The following is an 18,804-nucleotide window of genomic DNA, read 5'->3' as shown; positions in this document are numbered from 1 at the left end:
CTTATTGTGAGGCCACGACAGTGCTGTCCTACGTACGACGCGCGCTCGGCGCGACGGTCGCATCGATGCTCCTGATCACCGGCGCGGGCGTCGCGCCTGCCACCGCTGTGACCCGCGAAGGGACGGTCACCGTTTCCTCGGGCGGGTACGAGGTCACGGCGCGCGTCGTCGTGAGCGACCGCGACACGGCCACTCCGTACGAGGTCCCGGTCGACATCTACCTCGAGCACGACGGGACGGCGATCTCGCTGGACCAGGGGTGGGTGGTCGTGACCGACTCCGCGGGACATCAACTCGGCGGGATCTCCGGCCTCACCGAGGTTGGCGAGGGGCACCTCCGCGCCGTGCCGCGGCTTCAGAACGGCGCGCCGATAGGCGACTACCGCGTTTCCTTCACCGCGTTCGTCGACGTCCAGGGCGGCGCAGCTCCCGCGCTCGTGCGGATCGAGGCGGTGGACCTCGTGACGTTCCAGGTCCGGTACCGGACGATGCTGGAGGCTACGGCACGGTCGGGCAATCAGCCGACCGGAACGGCCACGACCGTGGCGGGGTCGATGGGGTGGCTGGTCCGGAACGCTGTGGGCGACTACGACCCCGTCGCGGCGACCGGCGCGGCGGTCGACATCGCCTTCGACCCCGAAGGGTCGGCGCCGCGGACGAAGGTGGGCACTGCCACGGTGAGCAGCACGGGCTTCTTTCGGCTGGACACCCGGGTGACGGTCCCTGGCCGGTGGTACGTCTCGTACGCGGGGACCACCGAGCTGAGCCCGGCGACCGTGCGCCTCACGCAGTCGGCCCGTTCGCGCACGCGGCCGGTGCAACAGGGCACCGCTACGCAGACCTCGGGCAGCGCCACGGCAGGCATTCGCGTGACCGCGCCGGACGTAGTGACAACGCTCGAGTCACAGGCTGTCCGGGTGGACTTCGGCGTGACCTCGTTCGGCAGGATGCGCTCCATCGCCGGCGTGCACCTCGTCAGCCGGCGTAGCGAGGGTACCTACCCCAATGGCCACCATCTATGGCCGGAACACAAGCTCAGCGGTGACGGTACGGCGGGCTACATCACGGCAAGGATGGACGCTCTGACCCCGCCTGGGGTGTATGACGTGGGTGCCGACGTCGTGATTGGTACCTGCACGAGGTCGCCCTGGCTTGCTTACCCGTCCTCGGGTGACTGCGGGATGAAGGAGGTGCGGATCGACGACGACACCATCACGACCCTCACCGTGAAGAGGGCAACCATCACCACGATCTCGGCGTCGCCGAAGGTGCTCGACGAGCCCCGGTGGGTCACGCTCAAGGGCTCGGTGCGGAAGCTGCAGCTCGTCAGCAACACAGAGGCCGCGTACCGCTACTCCGCGGAGGCACCAGTCAGGCTCTACTGGGACCCTGCCGGCTCCGCTGCGCCGCAGTACGAGAAGACCGTCTACACGAACTCGAGGGGTGTCTGGGCGGCGAAGTTCCTCACGAGCGCGTCGGGCCGCTGGGTCGCCGAGTTCCCGGGGACGTCGTTGAACGCGGCGTCCAGCCGCACGGTCTGGATCGCCGTCGAGTAGTCCCGGGTGCTGCGCGGCGTCACTGGCGCCGGCGCAGCACCTCCGGCAGGACCACCCACACGATCGCCAGCACCACGAGCACGCTCGCGCCGACGACGATGCCCTCGGTCCGCCCGACGACGACGTCGAACACCAGCAGGCTCGCGCCGGTCATCACGAGGGCGAGCACGGCGAGCGCTACCCGCGTGAGCCGGTCGGCCAGCGTGACGATGTGCCGCTTCATCTGCTGACGGAACAGCGACCGGTGGACGCTGACCGGGGCGACGATGAGCGCCGTGGCGATCACCGAGGTCACGACCAGCGCCAGGTAGACCGTGCGCTGGTAGTCGTCGAGATCGGCGAACGTCGGCTGGAACGGAAGCGTGAGCAGAAACCCCGTGAGGATCTGCACGCCCGTCTGCATCACGCGTAGTTCCTGGAGCAGCTCGTTCCAGTTTCGATCAGCGCGTTCGTTCGGTGTTTCCTTGCGTCCGTCGGCTTCCACGACCCCATTGTCGCAACTGTCGGGTACGCGTGAGCGGATGAAAAAATTTCACCCCTTCACATCACTGTCTCCCGTTGGCCCTCGTGTTTCACCCGGGGGAACATGCGGCTGGGGCGGGACGCGTCCGCGTCCCCGGGATGAGGGGCGTGGACTGATGAGAACCAAGATGCGTGTGCCGCTGAGCATGGCGCTCAGCGCGGTACTGATGATGACTGGCGTAGCCGCATCGAGCGGGGCCGCGACACCTGACCGTGCGGCTTCGCCCGGACCTTCCGCGGGGCAGAGCCGGTCCATGACCATGCGGGTGGAGGACGTCGTCGTCACCGCCAAGATCTCCCTGCCGCCGGGTTCGGAGGTGCAGGGCTCCATCCTTGGAACGCTCAGCATCACGCACAACGGGACGTCCGCAGCGATGCGGTCGGGCCGCATGACGATGGTCGACCCGGACGGCCGGAGCCTCGTGGGCGCGCAGTTCGCCGCCACCAGCACTGCGAACACCTGGACGTCCAGGGTGCCGCTGTCCGCGGACGCGAAGTCGGGCGTCTATCAGGTCAGCGTGGCCGCGGAGATCGCGGTCACCACGTCCAACGGCGTGGTCAACGTGCCGATCCGCACCGAGAACCCGGCGCTGGTGCCGTTCCGGGCGCAGCGGAACATCCCAGCGATCTGGACGTCTCCGTCGAGCGCGCCCGCCGGCTCCACGCTCTCGGTCTCGGGCGCCGCGAACATGCGCAGCCTGGGAACCGGCGAGTACCAGCCGGCCACCGGTCAGGAGGTGAAGGTGTACTTCGACCCGACCGGCGACGCGCCGGAGACGCTGCAGGCGACCCTCACCACCGACTCCCGGGGCTTCTTCACGACGCGCCGGACGCCGGTCGGGTCCGGCAAGTGGCGGGCCGAGATGCCGATGACCGATGCGGGCGCGAAGACCGTGTGGACGATCACCTCCTCGGCGCGGGAGCGCACCACGACGCTGCGCCAGGGTCAGGTCAGCGCTACCGAGAACGGTTACACCGCGGGTGACCACCTGATGACGCACGACGTCGTCGTCGGCCTGGCCCCTGTGTCGCGTCGGGTCGACGTCGGCAGCCTCGGCTTCACCGTCGGCGGCAAGTCGGGCTTCGTCAGCGCCGACAGCCGTCGCGGCGAGGGCAGCTTCCCCGACGGGTACCACGTGGAGCGCGAGATGACGCACGCCGGTGTCGGCACGAGCGCCGTGAACCTTACCTTCAACCCGACCATGCCTGCCGGTATCTACGACATCGGCATCCGGGACGCGATGAAGGCCTGTTCCGCACCGGACTGGGACGCCAACGACGCCGCCAGCGGCATCAGCAACTGCACGCACGACGTCCTGGTTCAGGACGACACCGTCACCACCATCGTGGTGAAGCGGGCGAGCACCACCACCCTCGCGGCGTCGGAGACGTCGTTCACCGGGCCGAAGACCATCACGCTCAGCGGTGAGCTGCGCAAGGTGCAGCTCGTGAGCGGCGGCGGCGCTGCGGAGAAGCCGGCGGCCAACACGTCGGTCGGTCTGTACTTCGACCCGGCCGGCTCGGCGGGGGCGACCCTCCAGAAGACCGTCACCACCGGCACGAACGGGACGTACTCGACGACGGCACTGACGAGCAGCTCGGGCACGTGGATCGCGAAGTACGCGGGCACCACCCTGCAGGCTCCGTCGCAGGCGACGGTGGCCATCACGGTCAACTAGTCGTCCTCGGCCGACGGCGGACAGAGGTCCGCCTTCGCCAGATGGTCAGGCATGGGCTCTCACGCGAGTCCATGCCTGATCGTCTGGTGGGGGCGGACCTTTGTGCTGGAAGCAAGTTCACCCGCCTCTTTGTGCGTAATCGTGAATCTGGGAAACGCCGGTCCTGGCAGGATCTGTGCTTGCTCCCGGTTCCCGGGCCCCATTCTCCCCGCGAGGTATTCCATGGTCGTCGGTGCCCGAAAACTGTTCGCCTCCGCACTCGGGCTGGCGCTCGTCGGGAGCTTGCTGGGTGCGCCCACAGCAGCCGGAGCCCCGACGGGCGAGGCCCGGGCGGAACTGTCCACGTACGACTACAGTGACGTCGCCGTCGCTCCGGACCGAGCGCCGGCCGGCTCGTCCGTTCAGGTTCATGGCTACGTCGGTCACGGTTGGAGATCGCCCGCTGCCGGCGAAGCCGTCACGATCTACTTCGATCCAGCCGGTTCCGCACCCCGCGAGGCGGTTGCGACCGTGACGTCCGACGACAACGGCTGGTTCGCCGCGACCTTCCAGCCCCGGACCTCCGGTACCTATGACATCCTCCGACCAGGCGAGGACGAGGACCCGGCCCTGGGTGTGCGTACCGCGACGTTCACGAGCCGTGAGGCGGCGCTGCCCGTCCGGTCGGTGGTGACCTCGAACACGCGGAGTGGTTCCACGGCCAAGGTCCGGGTGACGGTCCAGGACGTCGTTACGAGGGTCGAGCCGCAGACGGTCCATGTCGACGCCGGGATCCTGACCCCAGGCTTCCCGGGCAACTTCCGCGTCGTCGAGACGGGCCCGTACCTGATCAATCGCCGCTCCGAGGGGCGATACGGAGTCGGCCACGTCACCAGCGCGACGCAGGAACCTTGGCGGACGCACTACAGCGCGACCCGGACCTACCGGCTCTCCGCGGTGCACCCGGCTGGCCTCTATGACGTCGTCTTCGTGGGCCCGGTCGCCGTCTACACGGATCCGTGGGACGCGGATCTGGACGGGAACCGCCAGGCTGTGCGTGTCCCCATCACCAGTGACCCCATCATCACCATCCGGGTCCGTCGTGCCAGCACCACCACGATCGCTGCGTCGTCAACGTCGTTCACCGGTGCCAGGAACATCGAGCTGCACGGATCGGTGCGCAAGGTGCAGCTTGTCGGCGACTACTCTGAGGCCGCGAACCTCCTGGCGCCGAACACGGCGCTCAGGCTGTACTTCGACCCGGCCGGTCCGGCCGGCCCGGTCTACAACAAGACTGTCCACACGAACTCGCGCGGGGCGTACCGGACCTCTGTCATGACGAGCAGGTCCGGCACGTGGATCGCCAAGTACGTGGGTACCAGCCTCCAGGCACCGTCGAAGGGCTCCGTGACGGTCACGGTCCGCTGACCGAGCAGTCCGCTGGCTCGAAGGTCCGCCTCCACCACACGATCACGCAGGCATTTTCCGTTGGGAGCATGCGCGATCGTGTGGTGGAGGCGGACCTCTTGTTGTCCGCTACTCGCGCAGTGTTCCGACATTGATCGTCACGGTGGACCTTTTGATCGTGCTCCAGGCGATGCGGTCACCGGCGAGGCCGACCATCACGTGTCCTCTCGGACCGCTCTGGCCGATTCGCACCAGGTCCGGGCTGGCAGCACGGCTCGTCGCGGTGTCCCGCAGCAGATACGCGACGGCCCCAGATACCCATGCGACCGTGTCGCCATCTGCGGAGAGGGTGGACATGGCGTCGCCCATGGCGCCGTCCGCCAGACGCACGGCAACTGCCTCGCCCCCCTCGACGTCGGCGACACCGTTCACTCTTGGCACGACGACGACGTCACCACCCAGCAGCGCATACGTGACGACGTCATCCGTGATGTCGACAAACTCAACGGTTGTTCCGTGAGGGTGCTCCAGCGTGAGGACAGTCGTCTCGCGCCCGTTATCCCCGAACGAGGTGAACGTCGTTGTCGATCTGCGTCCGGCGAGCTCGTCGAGCGTGGCCACGACGATCTCGTCGTCGTCCGCACCGATCGCGGTGGTGTGTACCCCCAGGCTCTCGGGCTTGCCCGAGTCGATGGATGTCACCCAGGCCGGCATCGTCAACCACTCCGGGGTCGTCAGGTCGCTTGTGGAACCTGACGGAGCGCCTTCCTGGCGCCACGCCACACGCTGAGCGGTCACGGCAAGCCTGTAGTGGTACTGGCCCTCGATCTCGGTGATGGACCGGGATTCGTACCCGTCGGCCGTCACTGCGCCGCTTCGGGTGCCGCCTGCGGCCAGGACGATCCGATGTGGAGTCGGGTCGGTACTCTCCCTCGTGATCTCGAACCATGCTGCCCGGTTCCCGTGCGCGGTGAGGCTCTCGACCGTGGTGACGTCGCCGATCGTGCTCTCGCGATCCGCAGGTGTCACCAGCGGGGCTGCCAAGAGGTCGGTCGCACCGTCGTCGAGCGGGTTGACGCGACGGAGGAAGCGCGCGACGTCGTCGCCCTGTCGTGGAGCTCTCCAGAGAGTGCCGTCGTCGGTCAGCGCCTCCGGCGACACTCCGTCGCCCGGTAGTACAGCGTCGATCCGGACGTCGAAGCAGCGCGAGATCGGCCGTGCGTCGGTCACGTGGAACGTCACCCCCGGTCGCAGGTTCGTATCCACCTCCACGGCGCCTCTCGGCACGGCAGGCTCCGGCGCCTCGCACCTCGATGAGTCCGCGATCCCGAGCAGCTCTCGCACCTGCTCGCTCCCAGGAAGAGTTACGGTGCCGAGCCCAGGCACGGGCACAGGCCCCGCCAGTGCAAGCGAGAAGGCGACCACGGCCGCCGTCGTGCAGGCGCCCACTGCCTGCCACGACCGCCGACGCCGCAGCGCGCGCCGGCTCCCGGCAAGCACCGCGTGCGCGTCGAACCGGTGCTCCTCGACGGTGTCGGCACCTGCCCGGAGGCGGGCCAGGACATCGGTGTCATGGTTGCTCATCGTGCGTCCTCCTCGAAGATGTCGCGCAGGCGGGCGATCCCGCGTGCGTTGGCGGACTTGACGGTGCCGACGGCGATACCGAGCTCACGCGCCGTCTGCTCCTCGGAGAGGTCGAGAAGGTGGCGCAGCACCACCACCCGGCGCTGCGTGAGCGGCAGCAGGGACAGTGCGCGCATCACCTCGTCGCGCACGGCGACGCCGTCGGCGGGTCCGACGACGGATCCGGGCGGGACGGCTTCGGCGACCACCTCGTGACGGGTCCGGCGCCAGCCGTCGATGCGCAGGTTGATCAGGATCCGACGGGCGTAGGCGCGGGGCTCACCGGCGCGTGCCTTGTGCCAGGACCGGTAGGAGCGTTCGAAGGTCGCCTGCACCAGCTCCTCGGCGCGGTCCGGGTCGCCGGACAGGAGGAGCGCCGTCTTGTACAGGTACGGCCCGACGTCCTGCACGAACGTCGTGAACTCCTGGTCCTTGGTCCTGGTGATGTCGACCCGGACCAGCAGGCTGTCGCTCACCTCGGCGGACATGTTCGCGTGCTCTCTCTCGTCATGTCCCCCACCACGCGGGGGACTGCGAGAAAGGTTCCACGTCGCAGGGTCGGAACGCAGTTCAGATGCACGATGATCGGTTGACCACACCCACGCGAGGCCAACCCCGGACGAAGGAGAACCCCGTGAGCACTGATGTCCCGCAGCCGTTCGTGCTCGACCTGGCGGACCCCGCAGCCACCGACCTCGCGACGACCGGCGGCAAGGGCTCGTCCCTGGCGCGCCTGGCAGCGGCCGGCCTGCCGGTTCCGGAGGGGTTCCACGTCACCACCGACGCCTACCGTGCGGCGTTGGCGGGCGCGCCGCAGCGGGCGATCGTCGAGGCCGCGGCGCAGGTGGACCCGGACCGGCCCGAGACCCACGAGGCCGCGGCGGCCCGCATCGCCGAGGTGTTCGCGGACCTGGAGATCCCGCCGGAGGTGGCCGACGCCGTCCGAGCCGGGTACTCGAGCCTGAGCGGCCCGGCCCTGAGCCGCGGCGCGAGCGACCCGGCTGTCGCCGTGCGCTCCTCGGCGACAGCCGAGGACCTGCCGGGTATGTCGTTCGCGGGCCAGCAGGACTCGTACCTCAACATCCGCGGCGAGGAGGCGCTGCTGCGCGCGGTCCGGGACTGCTGGGCCTCCCTGTGGACGGCGCGCGCCATCGGCTACCGCGCCAGGCATGGCATCCCTGCCGAGGACGTGAGCCTCGCGGTGGTGGTGCAGCAGATGGTCCCCGCCGACGCCGCGGGCATCCTGTTCACCGTCGACCCGATGACCGGTTCGCGCGACTGGGTGGTGATCAACGCGGCGTGGGGGCTGGGGGAGGCCGTCGTTGGCGGTCGGGTCAACCCCGACACGTTCCTGGTGGCGCGTGTGGGCTACGCCGTCCGGGTCACGGTGAGCGACAAGGAGGTGCGCACGGTGCGGACCGACGACGGCACCTGGGACGAGCCAGTTCCGGCCGAACTGCGGCGTCGTCCGTCGCTCACCGACGTGCAGGCCGCTCAACTCGCCGCGATCGGTGTCCGCATCGAGGAGCTGTACGAGGCGCCGGTTGACGTCGAGTGGGCGGTGCACGACGGCCGGCCGTTCATCCTGCAGGCGCGGCCCGTCACAGGCACCGCCACGAGCAGTCAGAACACCGGCTTGCCGCCGGTGACCCCGAGCACGGTCCCCGAGACGTAGGACGCCGTCACGGGCGACGCGAGGAACACGAACGCCGGCGCGACCTCCGCGGGCTGCCCGGCACGGCCCAGGGGAGTGTTCGAACCGAACGACTCCACCTTCTCCTCCGGCTGGGTCGCCGGCTGCAGCGGTGTCCAGATCGGTCCGGGTGCTACGGCGTTCACACGGATTCCACGGGGCCCCAGCTCGGCGGCGAGGTTGACCGTGACGTTGTTGATGGCCGCCTTCGTCGCCGCGTAGTCGAGCAGGGACGTGGACGGCTGGAACGCCTGGATCGAGGAGTTGTTGATGATCGCGCTCCCCTCGCCGAGGTGCGAGAGCGCCGACTGGGTGACCCAGAACAGCGCGTACAGGTTGGTCTTGAGCACGCGGTCGAGCTCGTCGGTCGTCAGGTCCTCGACGGACCCCCGGCGTGCCATCTGGTAGCCCGCGTTGTTCACCAGGACGTCGAGGCCGCCGAGCTCGCCCGCTGCCCGGTGCGCTACACCGCGTGCGGTCGCCTCGTCCTGGAGGTCGCCCGGCAGGAGCGCGCACGTGCGCCCTGCCTTCTGTACCCATTCCGCGGTCGTGCGCGCGTCCCGCTCCTCCTCGGGGAGGAAGGAGATGGCGACGTCCGCCCCCTCACGGGCGAACGCGATGGCCACCGCTCGCCCGATGCCTGAGTCGCCGCCGGTCACCAGGGCCTTGCGGCCGACGAGCTTCTCGCTGCCCACGTAGCTCGCCTCACCGTGATCCGGTGTGGGGACCATCTCGTCCGTCGTGCCGGGTGGGTTCTGCTGCTGCGGTGGGAAGGGCTGGTCCTGGCTCATCTTGTCCTCCATCGTCGTGTGACGTGTCCGACCGATGTGGTGGCCTCTGCTCGACCCTCAAACACGCTAGCCCGTGCGCTGAGGGGTCGCATATCCCGTACCCTCAGAGCACCGGTTCTGCGTACCTGTTCTGGAAGGAGTGTCGTGACCTCCCCAACGACTCCCGGCGAGCCACCGCTCGATGAAACACTGGAGCAAGTGCTCGCAGGGGGCGCTCGCCCGCCCGTCGGCCGATACCGGCTGGAGCTGGCGACCGGCCAGTGGGCGTGGTCCGACGAGGTGTACGTGATGCACGGGTTCGAGCCTGGCCAGATCGTGCCGACGACGCCGCTCATGCTGTCCCACAAGCACCCTGATGACCGGGCGCGGGTCGACGGCCTGCTGCGCCGAGCCGCTGAGACCGGGCAGCCGTTCAGCTCGGTGCACCGCATCCGCGACGCGCAGGGTGACACCCGCACGCTGGCCGTCACGGGCCAGGGGCGGCGCGACCCTGCGACGGGCCGGGTGACCGAGCTGTTCGGCTACTTCATCGACGTCACCGAGTCGCACCGTGAGGCGGCGGCACGTGACGCGACGGCCTCCATCCAGGCCTCCGCCGAGCGACGGGCGGTCATCGAGCAGGCCAAGGGCGTGCTCATGGTGGTCTACGGCATCGACGAGGAGGCTGCGTTCGACCTGCTGCGGCAGGCCTCGAACCTGGCGAACATCGCTGTGCGGGACATCGCCTACTCCCTGGTGCACCTGTTCTCCGGGCCCGGAGTCACGGCGTTCCCGACCCGCGAGGCGATCGACGAGTTCCTGGAGAAGCCGGTCCCGCCGGAGGATCTCTGACGTACGCCGGCCGGGGCGTCATGCCAACCGTGCGGTAGCGGCAGCGAGCTGGTTGGGCCCAAGATCGGGACGTGCGCATAGCCACGTTCAACGTCCAGCACGGTCTCGGCCCCGACGGTCGCGTCGACAACAGTCGGCTGGCCGACGCGGTCGCGGCGCTCGATGCCGACGTCGTCGGTCTGCAGGAGGTGGACCTGCGGCAGGCCCGGTCCGGGGGAGCGGACCAGGCGCGGCTCTGCGCGGAGGCGATGGGTGCGGCCGACCACCGGTTCCGGCCGGCGCTCGCGGGACCGTTCCGGTACCCCGGCGTCCGGCGTCGTGCCCGCCGCGCGGAACGGCCGGACGTTCCCGGCTACGGCATCGCGCTGCTCTCCCGGTACCCCGTGCGGAGCTGGCACACGGTGCTCCTGCCGCCCGCCACCCCGTGGGTATGGGGTCGGATCCAGCTCGGCACCGACGAGCCCCGGGTGGCGCTCGCCGCCGTGGTCGACGCGCCGTCGGGGCCGCTCACCGTCGTGTGCACCCACCTCAGCGTCTACCGGTTCCCCACGGTCACCTGGGCCGGCGGGATCGTGCGGCGCACGGCGGGATACCGTCGCGGCACGCCTGGGGAACGGCATGCGGAACGGCAGGTCGACCACCTCCGGCGTCGGCTCGCCGGACTGCCCCGGCCGCTGGTGCTGCTGGGGGACTTCAACCTTCGCGGGTCGGTGCCGGCCGATCGCACGGGCTGGCGTGAGCTCGCGACGGACGACACCTTCCCCCGGCACGATCCCCGGTTCCAGATCGACCACGTGCTGTGGGACGGCGGTGCGGACGCCGGTCCGCCCGCAGCCGTCGGCCGGGCGGTGAACACGGGTGTCTCGGACCACCGGGCGCTCCTGGTGGACCTGTCGTTCACACCGCCGGGCGGGTAGCGGGCGGTCGGGTCACCCGACGAAGATGCAGAGTGGGTGGCCCATCGGGTCCGCGAAGACGTAGAGCGGTTCGTCCGGGTCGTCGGTCCGGTCGAGGAGCAGGGTGGCCCCGAGCGCGAGGGCGCGGTCACGCGCCTCGGTGAGCGCGGCGACGTCGGGCACGGTGGTGTCCAGGTGGAGCTGCTGCGGGATCTCGGACTCCGGCCACGTCGACCTCGGCAGCTCGGCCACCTGCTGGAACGCGAGGGGAACGCCGTCGTCGTTCTGCAGGACCAGCCAGTCCTTGCCGTTCGGGTCCGGCTCGCCGACCGGCGGCGGCTCGTCGCCGGGGCGGTACGAGAGTCCGAACAGCTGCCGGTAGAACTCGGCGAGGGCACGGGTGTCGGTGGTGTCGAGCACCACCGTGTTGATGCGCGGGTTCATCACGACAGCGCACCACATGTGGCGCCACCCGCAAGACGTCGGGAGGCCCGGCGCACGCAGCGCCGGACCTCGCGGAGGATCCCAGGAGACGTGGACCGTCAGGCGGCCTCGGCGTACGCCCGGTGGCTGACGGCGGACTGCGCCGCGGGCTCCCGGTCGTCCTGCGCGAGGTCCTCGACGACCGCCAGGGTCGGTGCGCTCTGCGCCTTCCGCTTCTTCGCGCGGAGCACGGTCGTCACCGCGTGCACGCCGATCAGGATGGCGGCGATGTTCGCAGCGGCGGACGGCCAGACGCCGTTCGATGCGGCGACCGTCAGCATGGTCACGCCGGCCAGCATGTTGGTGCCCTGGAACGCGAGAGAGTCGGCGTTCCAACGCCCGCGGCTGACCATGGCATAGGCCACGAGGCCGGCGACTGCGCCAACCCAGCCGAGAGCGGTGGCAACCATCATGAGGGTCATGGCAAGTACTCCTGGAGCTTTGGATCCGTAGGGACCGAAACGATTCGATAGCATGAGGGTTCCGGATCACCGGAGTCCATCAGGGGGTGTGGCGCGGGGCCCGGGAGAGCTGGGCGCGACCGCCGCCATGACCAAGCATGAGCCAGATTTGCCTTCAGCACAATCGAACGTTCGTGACTCCGGGATGTAGCATTGCTACATGCCGACGGACCCGCGAAGACTCGCTTTTCTCCTCGCCGTGCACCGTGCGGGCGGAGTGCTCGCGGCCGCTGATCTCCTGCATGTCACGCCCTCCGCCGTCTCGCAGCAGATCTCCCGCCTGGAGGCCGAGGAGGGTATCGACGTGCTGGACCGTGGGCCGCGTGGCGTAACTCTCACACCGGCCGGCCGGGTGCTCGCCGATGCCGCGGAGAGCATCGAGGCGGAGATGGTCCAGGCCCGCCAGGCCATCGCGGCCCTGGGCGGAGAGCTCACGGGCCGGGTGTCCGTGGGTTCCATCCAGACCGCCATCCGCACGGTGGTCGCACCGATGCTCGTCTCGCTCGCCGAACGCCACCCGCACATCGAGGTGGACGTGCAGGAGTACGACCCGCCGGACGCGACCCGCCGCCTGCGTGCCGGCGACCTGGACGCGATAGTCCTGGAGCGCGACGTCGACGTCGACGCCCCGGCACCGCGCGGCGCCCATGACGTCCCGCTGCTCGACGAACCGTGGCGCATCGTCGTGCCGACCAGCCTGCCCGCCCCGGAACGCATCGACGACCTCGCGGGGCTCATGTGGGTGGGCCCGCAGGCCGGATCAGCCGCGGACCGTGCGCTCGGTCGTCTCGCCGCCCAGCTCGGCACGGCCTTCGAGACCCGGCACGCCTACAACGACTTCGACACGGCGATCTCGCTCGTCGCGGCGGGCCAGGGCGTCGCCATGCTGCCCGCGCTGGCCCTGCAGCAGGAGATACCCGACAGCGTCGCCGTGGTGGCGCTCCCCGGTCTCGGCTCGCGGCGCATGGTGGTGCGGCACCGCCAGAACCGGCACGAGCCCGGACCCGCGGTAGGGGCGGTCGTGGACGAGATGGTCGCGGCGGCCCGCGAGATCGATCTCGGGTAGTCGGAGGCTCACAGCCATGCGGCGTCGCGGTCGACCTCAGTTGACGTAGGGCTCGGTTGAGCTCAGTCCGTGGTCGATGCGTTGCCGGAGGGCTGGATGGATCGGGTACTCGTCAAGGTGTGCCGGGTCGATCCACCGCACTTCTGACGCTTCGGAGAGCTGTGGTGTGATCTGTCCGCCGATCAGCCGGGCGCGTAGCCAGATGTTGATCGGTTGGCGTACCTCGTCGACCGTGTCGCCGTGCAGGTAGACGATGACGTGGTCGGGGGTGGAGAACACGCCGACCAGCCCGGTGACCTCGACCTCGAGGCCGGTCTCCTCGAGGCATTCGCGCGTGCCCGCTTGTCCGACGGTCTCGCCCTTCTTGACTCCGCCGGTGGGGATCGTCCACAGGTCGTTGTCGACCCGCTTGAGCAGCAGCAGGTGCCCGTGGTCGTTGCGCACGAAGACCGAGGCGGAGGTCTTCCGGCTGGTGGGTTCGGGCGCAGCGGGGTCGCGCCAGTAGTCGATCCGACGAGTGGCTTCGCTCATGTGGGGTCCACCAGGGATTGGGCGGGTCGGGCGGAGGCCCAGACCCGTTCGTACGACTCGACGTAGGTGTTGACCATCATCTCGTCGTCGAACCGGTAGATGGCGTTGTACAGCGGGGTGTCATGGAACCGGATCTCGACCTGGTCGGGCATCTGCTGCTCGTAGTAGGCCTTCACGGCGGCATCGTCCTGCGTGACCTGCATGCGACAGCTCGTAGGACTCCAGCATCGGCAGGGGTCTCCAGGGCATCCGCCACGCCGCTACGATGAGCCCATAACTGAAGATCTTCAACGGTCCCGGGCCTCGACAAGCTCGATCACCAGGACCGTGCCGCCAGAACCGTGACGGGAGAGTCCGGCCGGGCGGGCGTCTCCGCCGTCGGGCAGAGACGCCTCCGGAGAACCGGCGCCGAAGGAGCAATTTCCTCCCCGGGAATCTCTCAGGCCCCCGTACCGCCACGGTGAGGCAACTCTGGAAAGCGAGCCGCTCCGCCGTCGGGCAGAGGGGCTCCACCGACGGTGCAAGCCGGCGCGTCCCGCCCTCCTCCCGGATTCCGGGCGGAGCACGACGGACCGGCAAAACTCTCAGGTAGACGCGCGCCCAGGTGGGCAGGGTGTCGGATGACAGAGCGGGGAGGGACCGCAGTCGTCCCCACGCCCTCGGACAGCCAGGAGCCCGCCGTGAGCACGCCTTACAACCCCGACGTCTTTGCCGACCGGCATCTCGGCCCCCGCGGCCGCGAGGTCAGCACCATGCTGGACCAGCTGGGCATCGACACCATGGACACCCTCGTCGACCGGGCCGTGCCCAAGGCGATCCGCAGCCAGGTACCGCTGAACCTGCCGGCCGCCCGCACGGAGCCCGAGGTGCTCGCCCACCTGCGTGAGCTCGCCGGCAAGAACCAGGTGAAGACCCAGATGATCGGCCAGGGCTTCTACGGAACGCACACGCCCGCCGTCATCCGCCGCAACGTGCTCGAGTCGCCCGCCTGGTACACGGCCTACACGCCGTACCAGCCGGAGATCAGCCAGGGCCGGCTCGAGGCGCTCCTCAACTTCCAGACCGCGGTCGAGGACCTCACCGGGCTCGAGATCGCGAACGCCTCCCTGCTCGACGAGGCGAGCGCCGTCGCCGAGGCCGTCGCCCTGATGTGGCGCGCGTCGCGGGCCAAGGAGGGGTACGTCGTCCTGGACGCCGACCTGTTCGGCCAGTCGCTCGCGGTGGCGCGCGGTCGTGCCGAGGCGATCGGTCTCCCGGTAGTGGTGGCCGACCTCACCGGTGGCCTGCACGCAGGACTTCCGGCAGAGCTGCCCGCCGGCCAGATGGTGGGCCTCGTGGTCCAGCAGTCGGGTGCGTCGGGCCGCGTGCTCGACGCGCGCGGCGTGATCGCCGAGGCCAAGGCGGCCGGCGCGCTCGTGACCGTCGCGACCGACCTGCTCGCCCTCACGCTGCTGGTCAGCCCGGGTGAGCTCGGCGCCGACATCTCGGTGGGCTCTGCGCAGCGCTTCGGCGTCCCGCTCTTCTACGGTGGCCCGCACGCCGCCTACATGGCGGTCAAGAAGGGTCTGGAGCGCCAGCTCCCCGGCCGCCTCGTGGGCGTCTCGATCGACGTCGACGGCGCCCCCGGCTACCGTCTCGCCCTGGCCACCCGCGAGCAGCACATCCGCCGCGAGAAGGCCACGAGCAACATCTGCACGGCCCAGGCCCTGCTGGCCATCGTGGCCAGCATGTACGCGGTCTACCACGGCCCGGACGGCCTGAAGGCGATAGCGACCCGCGTCCACCAGCACGCGGCCAGCCTGGCGGGAGCCCTGCGGTCAGCGGGCGTCGAGATCGAGCACGACACCTTCTTCGACACGGTCCGCGCCGTCGTCCCGGGCAAGGCCCAGGAGCTCGCGCGCGCAGCAGCCGAGGCGGGCTACAACCTCTTCGTCCCGGACGAGAACCACCTCCAGATCACCACGGACGAGACGACGACCGCTCAGGACGTCGCCGCCGTGGTGCAGCTGCTGGGTGGGGTCTCGACAGGCTCCACCACCGGGACCGGCTCGGACCTCCCCGCGGAGGTGACCCGGACGACCGAGTTCCTGCAGCACCCGATCTTCCAGCAGCACCGCTCCGAGACGAGCATGCTCCGCTACCTGCGCAAGCTCTCCGACAAGGACCTCGCGCTCGACCGCACGATGATCCCGCTGGGCTCCTGCACCATGAAGCTCAACGCCACCGCCGAGATGGAGGCCATCTCCTGGCCCGGCTTCGCGGACATCCACCCGTACGCACCCGTCGACCAGACGCAGGGCTACGAGGAGCTCGTCCACGCGCTGGAGCAGCAGCTCGCCGAGATCACCGGTTACGCGGCCGTCTCCCTCCAGCCCAACGCGGGCAGCCAGGGCGAGTTCGCGGGCCTGCTCGCGATCAAGGGCTACCACGCGTCGCGCGGCGAGGAGGGGCGCGACATCGTGCTGATCCCGGCGTCGGCCCACGGCACGAACGCCGCCTCGGCGGCGCTCGCGGGCCTGCGGGTAGTGGTGGTGTCGACGGCGGACGACGGCGAGATCCTGCTCGACGACCTGCGCGCCAAGCTGGACCAGCACGGCCCCCAGGTGGCGGGCATCATGATCACGTACCCGTCCACGCACGGCGTGTACGAGGAGCACGTGCGCGAGGTCTGCGACCTGGTGCACGACGCCGGCGGCCAGGTGTACATCGACGGCGCCAACCTCAACGCGCTGGTGGGGCTCGCCCGGCCGGGCGAGTTCGGCGGCGACGTCTCGCACCTGAACCTGCACAAGACGTTCTGCATCCCGCACGGCGGTGGCGGTCCGGGCGTCGGCCCGGTGGCGGTCGCGGAGCACCTGGTGCCGTTCCTTCCGGGGGACCCGACGCCGGGGGTCTCGACGAGCTCGACCAGCGAGACGGGCATCCCTGTGGCCTCGACGCGGTACGGCTCCGCGGGCATCCTCCCGATCTCGTACGCCTACGTGGCCCTGATGGGACCGGACGGGCTGACCGAGGCGACCAAGGCCGCCGTCCTCACCGCCAACTACGTGGCGAGCCGCCTGAACCCGTACTTCCCCGTGCTGTACACGGGCCCGAACGGGCTGGTGGCGCACGAGTGCATCCTCGACCTGCGCAAGATCACCGCCGAGACCGGCGTGACCGCCGAGGACGTCTCGAAGCGGCTCATGGACTACGGCTTCCACGCACCCACGCTGGCGTTCCCCGTGCCCGGCACGCTGATGGTGGAGCCGACCGAGTCGGAGGACCTGGCGGAGCTGGACCGCTTCATCGCCGCGATGATCGCCATCCGCGGCGAGATCGACGACGTGGCGGCCGGCCGCTGGAGCGCCGAGGACTCGCCGCTGCGCGGGGCGCCGCACACCGCGGCGTCGCTCATGACCGACGCGTGGGACAAGCAGTACTCGCGCGAGCTCGCGGCGTTCCCCGTGGCGAGCCTGCGCGCCGGCAAGTACTGGCCGCCGGTGCGCCGCATCGACGGCGCCAAGGGTGACCGCAACCTGGTCTGCTCGTGCCCGCCGGTCGAGGCGTTCGCCGAGTGAGCTGTCAGACGACCCCGCACGTGTCAGACGTACAGGTCACCCGGGTGACCTGTACGTCTGACAACTCGCCGACGAGAGGATTGATCCATGGGTGAGGACAAGACCACCCCGCTCCACCTCGAGCACGTGGCGCTCGGAGCCTCGATGACGCCGTTCGGCGGCTGGCTCATGCCGCTGCGGTACACGTCCGACCTGGCCGAGCACCGCGCCGTGCGCGAGGCCGCCGGCCTGTTCGACCTGTCGCACATGGGCAACATCAACGTGACCGGTCCGGACGCCGCCGCCTTCCTCGACCATGCGCTCGTCGGGTACATCTCGAAGGTCCGCGAGATGGGTGCGCGCTACTCGATGATCTGCGCCGACGACGGCAGCGTGCTCGACGACCTGATCGTCTACCACGTCGCTCCCGGCGAGTACTCGGTCATCGCGAACGCCTCCAACGCGGAGCTCGTCCTCGAGAAGCTGCAGGAGCGCACCACCGGCTTCGACGTGGCGCTCAAGGATGTCCAGGCAGGCCAGGCACTGATCGCCGTACAGGGCCCGCGGGCCGCCGAGATCATGCTCGCGACGGCGGGCCTCGCGGAGGACGCCGAGATCTCCGGCGGCACCGCGTTCGCCGTCCTCAAGTACTACGCCTGCATGCGGATGCGGTTCGAGGGCGTGCCCGTGCTCGTGGGCCGCACCGGGTACACGGGTGAGGACGGGTTCGAGATCTGGGTCCCGGCGGACCAGGCCGTCGCGCTCTGGCGCGCGCTGCTCGCGGCAGGCGAGCCGCTGGGCCTCGTCCCGGCGGGCCTGTCGGCGCGCGACTCGCTGCGTCTCGAGGCCGGCATGCCGCTCTACGGCCACGAGCTCGACACCACCACCACGCCCTTCGAGGCAGGGATGGGTCGCGTGGTGCGCCTCGACAAGGTGTCCGACGACGGCTCGCCGCTCCCCTTCGTTGGCCGCGACGCCCTGGCCGCGCGCAAGGAATCGGCGCCGGCCCGCGTGCTCGTCGGGCTGCGCGGTGAGGGCAAGCGCCCGGCACGCGCCGACTACGACGTCGTGCTGAGGGCCGAGGGCACCACGCCCGGAACGGTGGTCGGCAAGGTCACCTCCGGGGCGCCGTCACCCACGCTCGGCTACCCGGTCGCGATGGCGTACGTGACGCCGGAGGTCTCCGCGGAGGGCACGGAGCTCGCCGTCGACGTCCGCGGGCGGGCCGAACCGTTCGTGGTCGTGCCCATGCCGTTCTACCGTCGTCCTCAGAACTGAAACCCCCATCCCGCAAGGAGCTGTCATGGCCGACTTCCCCGAGAACCTGAAGTACACCACCGAGCACGAGTGGCTCGACGGTTCCACCCCCGCCGTCATCGGCGTGACCGACGTCGCGGCCGACGCGCTCGGTGACGTCGTCTACCTGGAGCTGCCCGAGGTGGGAGCCACCGTCGAGGCCGGCGCGGTGGTGGGCGAGATCGAGTCCACGAAGTCCGTGTCCGAGCTGTACTCGCCGGTCAGCGGAACCATCACCGAGGTCAACACCGAGGCCGTGGAGAACCCCGAGATCGTGAACAAGGACCCGTACGGCAAGGGCTGGCTCTTCAAGGTCGAGGTGACCGGAGCGGGCGAGCTGCTCACCGCCGCGGAGTACGCCGCGCACACCGGAAGCTGAGTTCCGCGGCCCGAGAGGCCGCCGTCGAACCGCCCCTCAGGTCACCCTTGTGTGCATCTGGGGGGCGGCTTG

18 protein-coding genes and 1 riboswitch are annotated in these 18,804 nt (G+C 70.0%); of the genes, 10 read left to right on the top strand and 8 right to left on the bottom strand.

Annotated elements, in window-relative coordinates; all coding sequences use genetic code 11:
• Window positions 1-65 precede the first annotated feature (65 nt).
• Window positions 66-1,556 carry a hypothetical protein gene (locus tag ACNYC2_RS27795; protein ID WP_419704839.1) on the top strand — a complete coding sequence of 497 codons (1,491 nt, stop codon included), beginning with the start codon at window positions 66-68 and terminating at the stop codon, window positions 1,554-1,556.
• Between the two features lie 19 nt (window positions 1,557-1,575).
• Here the strand turns inward: ACNYC2_RS27795 and ACNYC2_RS27790 are convergent, their stop codons facing one another.
• The gene (locus ACNYC2_RS27790) at window positions 1,576-2,040 is read right to left on the bottom strand and encodes a DUF6328 family protein (protein WP_419704838.1); all 465 of its coding nucleotides are present in this window, start codon (window positions 2,038-2,040) and stop codon (window positions 1,576-1,578) included.
• Between the two features lie 292 nt (window positions 2,041-2,332).
• Between ACNYC2_RS27790 and ACNYC2_RS27785 the strand changes: the two genes are divergently transcribed.
• A complete protein-coding gene (locus ACNYC2_RS27785; RefSeq protein ID WP_419704837.1) occupies window positions 2,333-3,757 on the top strand; it encodes a hypothetical protein in 1,425 nt (474 codons plus the stop codon).
• Between the two features lie 510 nt (window positions 3,758-4,267).
• The gene (locus ACNYC2_RS27780; protein ID WP_419704836.1) at window positions 4,268-5,164 is read left to right on the top strand and encodes a hypothetical protein; all 897 of its coding nucleotides are present in this window, start codon (window positions 4,268-4,270) and stop codon (window positions 5,162-5,164) included.
• A gap of 108 nt (window positions 5,165-5,272) precedes the next feature.
• On the opposite strand, the gene ACNYC2_RS27775 is transcribed toward ACNYC2_RS27780, so the two are convergent.
• Window positions 5,273-6,568: a hypothetical protein gene (locus tag ACNYC2_RS27775; RefSeq protein WP_419704835.1), complete on the bottom strand. Its 1,296-nt coding sequence runs from the start codon at window positions 6,566-6,568 to the stop codon at window positions 5,273-5,275.
• A 155-nt stretch (window positions 6,569-6,723) separates the two neighbouring features.
• A complete protein-coding gene (locus ACNYC2_RS27770) occupies window positions 6,724-7,254 on the bottom strand; it encodes a SigE family RNA polymerase sigma factor (protein WP_419704834.1) in 531 nt (176 codons plus the stop codon).
• Between the two features lie 146 nt (window positions 7,255-7,400).
• On the opposite strand from ACNYC2_RS27770, the gene ACNYC2_RS27765 reads away from it, so the two are divergent.
• Window positions 7,401-8,441, top strand: coding sequence for a PEP/pyruvate-binding domain-containing protein (locus ACNYC2_RS27765; protein WP_419704833.1), 1,041 nt, complete (start codon window positions 7,401-7,403; stop codon window positions 8,439-8,441).
• Here the strand turns inward: ACNYC2_RS27765 and ACNYC2_RS27760 are convergent.
• Window positions 8,390-9,250, bottom strand: a complete 861-nt coding sequence (locus ACNYC2_RS27760; RefSeq protein WP_419704832.1) for an SDR family oxidoreductase — start codon at window positions 9,248-9,250, stop codon at window positions 8,390-8,392. The two genes, ACNYC2_RS27765 and ACNYC2_RS27760, sit on opposite strands and share 52 nt — an antisense overlap.
• A 198-nt stretch (window positions 9,251-9,448) precedes the next feature.
• On the opposite strand from ACNYC2_RS27760, the gene ACNYC2_RS27755 reads away from it, so the two are divergent.
• Together ACNYC2_RS27755 and ACNYC2_RS27750 are read left to right on the top strand one after the other, a co-directional pair.
• Window positions 9,449-10,081 (top strand): PAS and ANTAR domain-containing protein, encoded by a 633-nt coding sequence (locus ACNYC2_RS27755; protein WP_419704831.1) that lies wholly within the window; start codon window positions 9,449-9,451, stop codon window positions 10,079-10,081.
• A gap of 71 nt (window positions 10,082-10,152) precedes the next feature.
• A complete protein-coding gene (locus ACNYC2_RS27750; RefSeq protein ID WP_419704830.1) occupies window positions 10,153-10,998 on the top strand; it encodes an endonuclease/exonuclease/phosphatase family protein in 846 nt (281 codons plus the stop codon).
• A gap of 12 nt (window positions 10,999-11,010) precedes the next feature.
• Here ACNYC2_RS27750 and ACNYC2_RS27745 read toward each other — a convergent pair whose 3' ends face one another.
• Window positions 11,011-11,421, bottom strand: coding sequence for a VOC family protein (locus tag ACNYC2_RS27745; protein ID WP_419704829.1), 411 nt, complete (start codon window positions 11,419-11,421; stop codon window positions 11,011-11,013).
• A gap of 98 nt (window positions 11,422-11,519) precedes the next feature.
• Window positions 11,520-11,882: a hypothetical protein gene (locus ACNYC2_RS27740; protein WP_419704828.1), complete on the bottom strand. Its 363-nt coding sequence runs from the start codon at window positions 11,880-11,882 to the stop codon at window positions 11,520-11,522.
• Between the two features lie 199 nt (window positions 11,883-12,081).
• Between ACNYC2_RS27740 and ACNYC2_RS27735 the strand changes: the two genes are divergently transcribed.
• Window positions 12,082-12,987: a LysR family transcriptional regulator gene (locus ACNYC2_RS27735; protein WP_116673055.1), complete on the top strand. Its 906-nt coding sequence runs from the start codon at window positions 12,082-12,084 to the stop codon at window positions 12,985-12,987.
• A 36-nt stretch (window positions 12,988-13,023) separates the two neighbouring features.
• Here ACNYC2_RS27735 and ACNYC2_RS27730 read toward each other — a convergent pair whose 3' ends face one another.
• Window positions 13,024-13,518, bottom strand: a complete 495-nt coding sequence (locus ACNYC2_RS27730; protein ID WP_419704827.1) for an NUDIX domain-containing protein — start codon at window positions 13,516-13,518, stop codon at window positions 13,024-13,026.
• Window positions 13,515-13,721: a hypothetical protein gene (locus tag ACNYC2_RS27725; RefSeq protein ID WP_419704826.1), complete on the bottom strand. Its 207-nt coding sequence runs from the start codon at window positions 13,719-13,721 to the stop codon at window positions 13,515-13,517. The genes ACNYC2_RS27730 and ACNYC2_RS27725 overlap by 4 nt, the downstream gene beginning before the upstream one ends.
• A gap of 132 nt (window positions 13,722-13,853) precedes the next feature.
• Window positions 13,854-13,983, top strand: a riboswitch (glycine riboswitch).
• Between the two features lie 155 nt (window positions 13,984-14,138).
• Here ACNYC2_RS27725 and gcvP point away from each other — a divergent pair.
• The 3 genes from gcvP to gcvH all read left to right on the top strand — a co-directional run bounded on the left by gcvP (window position 14,139) and on the right by gcvH (window position 18,732).
• Window positions 14,139-17,078 carry an aminomethyl-transferring glycine dehydrogenase gene (gene gcvP / locus ACNYC2_RS27720; protein ID WP_419704825.1) on the top strand — a complete coding sequence of 980 codons (2,940 nt, stop codon included), beginning with the start codon at window positions 14,139-14,141 and terminating at the stop codon, window positions 17,076-17,078.
• Window positions 17,079-17,165: 87 nt separating this feature from the next.
• Window positions 17,166-18,335, top strand: a complete 1,170-nt coding sequence (gene gcvT, locus ACNYC2_RS27715) for a glycine cleavage system aminomethyltransferase GcvT (RefSeq protein ID WP_419704824.1) — start codon at window positions 17,166-17,168, stop codon at window positions 18,333-18,335.
• A 25-nt stretch (window positions 18,336-18,360) separates the two neighbouring features.
• A complete protein-coding gene (gene gcvH / locus ACNYC2_RS27710) occupies window positions 18,361-18,732 on the top strand; it encodes a glycine cleavage system protein GcvH (RefSeq protein ID WP_357448238.1) in 372 nt (123 codons plus the stop codon).
• Window positions 18,733-18,804 lie beyond the last annotated feature (72 nt).

Origin of the sequence: Promicromonospora sp. NFX87 (assembly GCF_048564965.1) — a bacterium.
In the GTDB taxonomy this organism is placed as follows: domain Bacteria; phylum Actinomycetota; class Actinomycetes; order Actinomycetales; family Cellulomonadaceae; genus Promicromonospora.
The sequence above is the reverse complement of the archived record's forward strand: the minus strand, read 5'-3'. Positions and strand labels throughout refer to the sequence as shown.

Excerpts from the sequence above, each read along its gene's own strand:
- gcvT (WP_419704824.1), top strand. The coding sequence starts at position 17,166 with ATGGGTGAGGACAAGACCACCCCGCTCCACCTCGAGCACGTGGCGCTC.
- ACNYC2_RS27725 (WP_419704826.1), bottom strand. The coding sequence starts at position 13,721 with ATGCAGGTCACGCAGGACGATGCCGCCGTGAAGGCCTACTACGAGCAG.
- ACNYC2_RS27760 (WP_419704832.1), bottom strand. The coding sequence starts at position 9,250 with ATGAGCCAGGACCAGCCCTTCCCACCGCAGCAGCAGAACCCACCCGGC.
- ACNYC2_RS27745 (WP_419704829.1), bottom strand. The coding sequence starts at position 11,421 with ATGAACCCGCGCATCAACACGGTGGTGCTCGACACCACCGACACCCGT.
- ACNYC2_RS27735 (WP_116673055.1), top strand. The coding sequence starts at position 12,082 with ATGCCGACGGACCCGCGAAGACTCGCTTTTCTCCTCGCCGTGCACCGT.
- ACNYC2_RS27795 (WP_419704839.1), top strand. The coding sequence starts at position 66 with ATGCTCCTGATCACCGGCGCGGGCGTCGCGCCTGCCACCGCTGTGACC.
- ACNYC2_RS27740 (WP_419704828.1), bottom strand. The coding sequence starts at position 11,882 with ATGACCCTCATGATGGTTGCCACCGCTCTCGGCTGGGTTGGCGCAGTC.
- gcvH (WP_357448238.1), top strand. The coding sequence starts at position 18,361 with ATGGCCGACTTCCCCGAGAACCTGAAGTACACCACCGAGCACGAGTGG.
- ACNYC2_RS27770 (WP_419704834.1), bottom strand. The coding sequence starts at position 7,254 with ATGTCCGCCGAGGTGAGCGACAGCCTGCTGGTCCGGGTCGACATCACC.
- gcvP (WP_419704825.1), top strand. The coding sequence starts at position 14,139 with ATGACAGAGCGGGGAGGGACCGCAGTCGTCCCCACGCCCTCGGACAGC.
- ACNYC2_RS27785 (WP_419704837.1), top strand. The coding sequence starts at position 2,333 with ATGACCATGCGGGTGGAGGACGTCGTCGTCACCGCCAAGATCTCCCTG.
- ACNYC2_RS27730 (WP_419704827.1), bottom strand. The coding sequence starts at position 13,518 with ATGAGCGAAGCCACTCGTCGGATCGACTACTGGCGCGACCCCGCTGCG.